5 protein-coding genes are annotated in these 4,794 nt (G+C 68.0%); all 5 read left to right on the top strand.

What is annotated here, in order from left to right:
- Nucleotides 1–360, top strand: a 360-nt coding sequence (locus HUV01_RS12130; RefSeq protein WP_174298501.1) for a molybdopterin cofactor-binding domain-containing protein, incomplete at its 5' end; no start/stop codon positions are given.
- Nucleotides 361–420: 60 nt separating this feature from the next.
- Nucleotides 421–1,170, top strand: coding sequence for a Crp/Fnr family transcriptional regulator (locus tag HUV01_RS12125; protein WP_174298500.1), 750 nt, complete (start codon nucleotides 421–423; stop codon nucleotides 1,168–1,170).
- A 204-nt stretch (nucleotides 1,171–1,374) separates the two neighbouring features.
- A complete protein-coding gene (locus HUV01_RS12120; protein WP_174298499.1) occupies nucleotides 1,375–1,653 on the top strand; it encodes a hypothetical protein in 279 nt (92 codons plus the stop codon).
- Between the two features lie 307 nt (nucleotides 1,654–1,960).
- On the top strand, nucleotides 1,961–3,556 hold the full coding sequence (locus tag HUV01_RS12115) for an MFS transporter (RefSeq protein WP_174298498.1): 1,596 nt from the start codon (nucleotides 1,961–1,963) through the stop codon (nucleotides 3,554–3,556).
- Nucleotides 3,553–4,692, top strand: a complete 1,140-nt coding sequence (locus HUV01_RS12110; protein ID WP_174298497.1) for an HlyD family secretion protein — start codon at nucleotides 3,553–3,555, stop codon at nucleotides 4,690–4,692. Before HUV01_RS12115 ends, HUV01_RS12110 begins: the two co-directional genes overlap by 4 nt.
- Nucleotides 4,693–4,794: the final 102 nt, after the last annotated feature.

The raw sequence follows: 4,794 nt of genomic DNA, 5'->3' as shown, positions 1-4,794 counted from the left end.
CGTCTGCTCGGGTCCTACGACTGCGGACGCATCCTCAACGCCAAGACGGCGGCCAGCCAGTTCCGCGGCGGCATGATTATGGGGCTGGGCCTGGCGCTGATGGAGGAAGCGCAATTCGACGAGCGCAACGGTCGGATCATGAACCCCAGCCTCGCCGAGTATCATGTGCCTGTGCACATGGACGTGCCCGAGATCGACGTGATCTGGACCGACACGCCCGACCCGCACGCGCCGCTGGGCGCGCGCGGCGTCGGCGAGATCGGCATCACCGGCATCGGTGCCGCCGTCGCGAATGCCGTCTATAACGCCACCGGCAAGCGGATCCGCGATTTGCCGATCACGCTCGACAAGTTGTTGTGAGACCGGGCTCGGTCGATTAGTCCCGTGCCGGCATCACTGTTCGGCACGGGGCGATCGAGGATGGACGACGTCAGTTTCCCGAACGTTCTTGTCGCCAAGATCAACAGTTTCGCCCCGCTGTCGGCGGTCGAGATCGACCTGCTCGACCGCGCTTGTGAGCACGCGCGCGAGGTGCCCGCGCATCAGGATCTGCTGCGTGAAGGCGACGAGACCGGTTCGCTGTTCGTAATCCTGCGCGGCCTGGCATGCCGGTACAAGATGCTGCCGGAGGGCACCCGCCAGATCACCGAAATCCTCATGCCCGGCGATTGCTGTCACATGCACATCATGGTGCTCGACGTGATGGACGACACGATGGCGACGTTGACGCCGTGTCGCGTGGCGACGATCCCGCGCGCCCGGGTGGAGGAGCTTGTCGCCTCCAGGGCGGTGTTCGCCCGCAGCCTGTCATGGGCGCAACTGGTGAACCAGGACATCCTCAAGGCCTGGATGGTCAATGTGGGACGGCGCAACAGCGTGCAGCGTGTGGCGCACCTGATGTGCGAGCTGTACGTTCGCGGCAACAGCGTCGGTCTCGTCGCCGACAGGAGCCTGTCGCTGGATTTGAGCCACGCGGAGCTGGGCGACGCCCTGGGCTTGACCGCCGTCCATGTCTGCCGCGTGTTGCGGAAGCTGCGATTGGCGGGATTGATGCAGTTGCGGGCGGGGACGCTGATGATGTACGACCTAGGCGCGCTCGCCAGCATCGCCGGGTTCGACGGCAGCTATCTTCATCTGCCGTCCGCCTCGCGGCAGCGGCGTTATGGTTGAGACGCATGCCGCTCGTCCTTCGCCGAGACCCGGGGAGTGCCAGGGGCCGTCAACGCGGCCCCTGGTCGTAAAAAGACTCGTTCGACGAAGCTCTTAACGGGCGCGCGTTGATCTCGATCAATCGCCTTGGGCTTCATATTGGTATCTTTGACATAATCATCGTGGGGCAGTTCGTGCTCCCGCCTGGTCAGTGAGCGTAACGTCATGGGCACCTCCACTCCTCCGACCCTGAAATCCGATCCACAGGGCGATCCGCACGGGCGAGCGGCGCTCGTCCTGATGGACAGCCTGATCCACGCGCTGGTCGATGGAGGCACGCTCACCGACGAGCAGGCGGTCGACATCGTCGTGGATGCCGCGACGGTGCAGGCCGAGACCGAGTACAAGGAGCAGGACGCGGAGCGGCTGCACGACTCGTTGATGATGCTCGACCGGATCGTCGCGGGCTTGCGGACCGTCAGTCTGAAGCCCAGCCTGGTCTGATCCGTCCGGTGCGCCCGCTGATCTAGATCAGCCGACAGGCGCGACGATGGCGTAATCGTCGCTCGGAACGACCGAACAGCGCACGCGGTCTCACGCCGTCGAGACGCGCTGGGCCGATCCACGGCTATCCGGCGCTGCAGGGAAGACGATGTCTCATCGCGGTCCAGCGTGTCAGTCTGAGCCGAGACGAACCTCGGCTGAGGGTCGGTCGAGGGGAGATGGTCGCCGGGTCGCGGGACACTCCCACGACGCGGCATCCAGATGCGGCGGACGCCGATAGTTGCCGGGCATACCGCCAAGCCCGGGCATGCCGCCGATCCCGGACCGATCGGGTCCGGCGCGGCTGGCCTACGGCGCCACGGCGGTGCTCATCGGCGCGACCGCCTCGCTCGGCAGCGCGTTCGTCGGCGTCAATCTTCCTTTCATCCAAGGCCGGCTCGGACTGACGCCCGTCGAAGGCGCGTGGCTGACCGCCGCGTACGCGATGACCAACGTGTCGGGCAACTTGCTCTTCCTGCGGTTCCGCCAGCAATTCGGCATCCGCCTGTTCGCCGCGCTCGGCCTGGTGCTGTACGCGACCATGACGCTCCTCAACACGCTGTGGGACGATTACACCGCTGCCCTCGTGATCCGGGCATTGTGCGGGTTCGCGACGGTGCCGCTGTCCACGCTGACCATCTTCTACATGTTGCAGGCAGCCGGCCAGAAACATTCCATGGGGGGGCTGATCGTCGGGCTCTCGATCGCGCAGGCCGCGACGCCGTTCGCCTATGTCGTCTCGCCCGCGCTGACCTTCAGCGAGGAACCGCACGTCCTCTACCTGTTCGAGAGCGGGCTGGCGCTCTGCTCGCTCGCCGCGGTGGCGCTGCTCCAGCTCCCGGAAAGCCCCAAGGCGAGGATCCTGGCAAGAGGCGACCTCCTGACCTATCTGCTCGTCTGTCCGGCGCTGGCGCTGGTGGTGGCGGTGCTGACGCAGGGGCGGCTGCAATGGTGGCCGGATCATCCCTGGCTGGCGGTCGCGCTGTGCGCGGCGCTGGTGCTGATGGCGACGGCGTTCGTCTATGAGGAGGTTCGTCCCGCGCCGCTGATCTATCACGAGCTGCTGTTCGCCGGCTCCACGATGCGCTTCGCGCTCGGCGCGTTCGGGCTGCGCTTCGTGCTGTCGGAGCAGACCTATGGCGCGAGCGGGTTGCTGGGGCTGCTGGGTGCCGGGCCGGACCAGTTGCAGGGCTATTATGCCATTATCCTCATGTCGTTGGCGGCAGGCGTCGGCGTCGCCGCGTTGGTCTTCACGCCGCCGCGCGCGGCGGTTCTGGCGATCGTCGCGCTCGCCTTCATGGCGACGGGCGCCTTCCTGGACGCCGACGCCACCGGCTCGGTGCGCCCGCAGCAATTCCTTGGCAGTCAGGCGATGCTGGGCTTCGCGAACGGCCTGTTCTTCGGCCCGATCCTGATCTTCGGCGTGCTGGGCGCGCTGAAGGGTGGGTTCGAGAAGCTGGTGACCTTCATCGTGCTGTTCATCGTCAGCCAGACGCTGGGCGGCCTCGCGGGTTCGGCGCTGCTGGGGACGATCCAGCAACATCGCGAGCAGGTCTACTCCGCGCAGATCAACGCGAGCATCGACCCGACGGATGCCATCGTCGCGCAGCGGCTGCAAAGCCAGGCGCGCCAGTTCGCGCCCGTCCTGACCGACCCGGCATTGCAACGGGCGCAGGGCACCCGCCAGCTAGGGCAGGCTTCCACGCTCCAGGCCAACGTGCTGGCCTATAACGACGTGTTCAGGCTAACCGGTGCGCTCGCGCTCCTGCTGCTCGCCTGGCTGTCGATCCAGACGCTGCTGACGATGATCAAATCGAAGGAGCAGGGCGGGACGCCGGCCCCCGCTGGAGGAGGAGCGTCGTGACCGACCAGCCATCGGCGGAACAGAAGCCGGACGACCAGGACGCGGGGTCGAAGGATGCCGCGCCTGCGCCCCCGCCCAAGCGCCGGCTGAGCTGGATCGCGATCATCGTGGTGGTCCTCGTCGCGCTCGCCGGCGTCCTGCTGATCCTCTATGCCTGGCGGTTGCCGCCGTTCGCGACGCCGGTGGTGACGACGCAGGACAGCTATGTGCGCGGCAAGGTGACCGCGCTGTCGTCGCAGGTGACCGGCTATGTCGCCCATGTCCTCGTGCCCGACTACGCGCATGTGCGCGCCGGGCAGGAGCTGGTGCGGATCGACGACAGCACCTATCGCGCGCAGGTCGCGCGGGATCAGGCGAACGTCGACGCCGCCCGGGCGAACTACGACAACGCCACCCAGACCATCGCCTCCAACCGCGCCGACGTCGCCGCGCGCCGGGCCGACGTCATGTCCGCCGAGGCGGAGCGCCGGCGCACGAGCGTCGACGCCGCGCGCATCGCCGACCTCGCCAGCCGCGGATCGGTATCGATCCGCGAGCGCGATCAGGCGATCGCGTCGGCGAGGACCGCCGAGGCCAATCTCGTCAAGGCGCGCGCCAACGTCCAGGTCGGCATCGAGGCGGTGAAGACCGCGATCGTCCAGCGCGAGCAGCTGGCGGCGCAGGTTCGCGCGGCGGAGGCGACGGTGCGGACCGACCTGCTCAACCTGTCGCATACCGTCGTCACCGCGCCGCGCGACGGCCAGGTCGGCGAGGCCGGCGTGCGCGAGGGCCAGTTCGTGACGGCGGGCTCGCAGCTGATGTATCTCGTCCCGCGCGAGCTGTGGGTGATCGCCAACTTCAAGGAAACCCAGGTCCGGGCGATGCGGCGCGGCCAAGCGGCGACGTTCGAGATCGACGCGCTGGGCGACGCCCGGCTGCGCGGGCATGTCGAAACCTTCTCGCCGGCGACGGGCTCGGAGTTCAGCGTGCTGCGGCCCGACAATGCGACCGGCAACTTCACCAAGGTCGTGCAGCGGCTGCCGATCCGCCTGTCGATCGACGCGGACCAGCCGCTCGCCGATCGGCTGCGCCCCGGCATGTCGGTGATCACCCGCGTCGACACGACGGGCGCGACCGGCGACGGACAAGTCCGGTGAAGGCGGTTGGCGCGCGCACCGCGATGCTTGCCCTGGCGCTGGTCGGCTGCGTTCCGGCGACGCCGCCACTCCCCCCGCCGGCGGCGGTGGCGGCGCCGCTCA

It is taken from the genome of Sphingomonas bacterium (assembly GCF_903643035.1).
Classification (GTDB): domain Bacteria; phylum Pseudomonadota; class Alphaproteobacteria; order Sphingomonadales; family Sphingomonadaceae; genus Sphingomonas.
The sequence above is the reverse complement of the archived record's forward strand: the minus strand, read 5'-3'. Positions and strand labels throughout refer to the sequence as shown.

What these genes read in the sequence shown, in the direction of transcription:
- HUV01_RS12125 (WP_174298500.1), top strand. Translation starts at nt 421, where the DNA reads ATGGACGACGTCAGTTTCCCGAACGTTCTTGTCGCCAAGATCAACAGT.
- HUV01_RS12120 (WP_174298499.1), top strand. Translation starts at nt 1,375, where the DNA reads ATGGGCACCTCCACTCCTCCGACCCTGAAATCCGATCCACAGGGCGAT.
- HUV01_RS12115 (WP_174298498.1), top strand. Translation starts at nt 1,961, where the DNA reads ATGCCGCCGATCCCGGACCGATCGGGTCCGGCGCGGCTGGCCTACGGC.